Origin of the sequence: Microvirga pakistanensis (assembly GCF_004458765.1) — a bacterium.
Classification (GTDB): Bacteria; Pseudomonadota; Alphaproteobacteria; order Rhizobiales; family Beijerinckiaceae; genus Microvirga; species Microvirga pakistanensis.
Map to the genome: position 1 here is coordinate 1 of NZ_SPJX01000687.1, position 223 is coordinate 223.

Consider the following 223-nt stretch of genomic DNA (forward strand, 5'->3'; position numbering starts at 1 on the left):
TTCCTGGCGGACCGCATCTTCTGCATGAGCGCCCGGCCGGGCCGCATCGTGGCCGAGCGGGAGGTGCCGTTCCCGCGCCCGCGCGATCTCGAGATCACCTATACTCCGGAATTCTCCGCGCTCGTTCACGAGCTGCGCGGACATATCGCGCAGGCGCGCAGGGCAGCGTGAATTTCTCCATGAAAGCCAAGAACCAACTCGCCCTCGCGCCCTGGATTTTCAC

1 pseudogene is annotated in these 223 nt (G+C 65.0%); it reads left to right on the forward strand.

Annotated features, from left to right (window positions below):
- Window positions 1–171: pseudogene (locus E4K09_RS30565) on the forward strand (ABC transporter ATP-binding protein); the annotation flags it as partial.
- Window positions 172–223 lie beyond the last annotated feature (52 nt).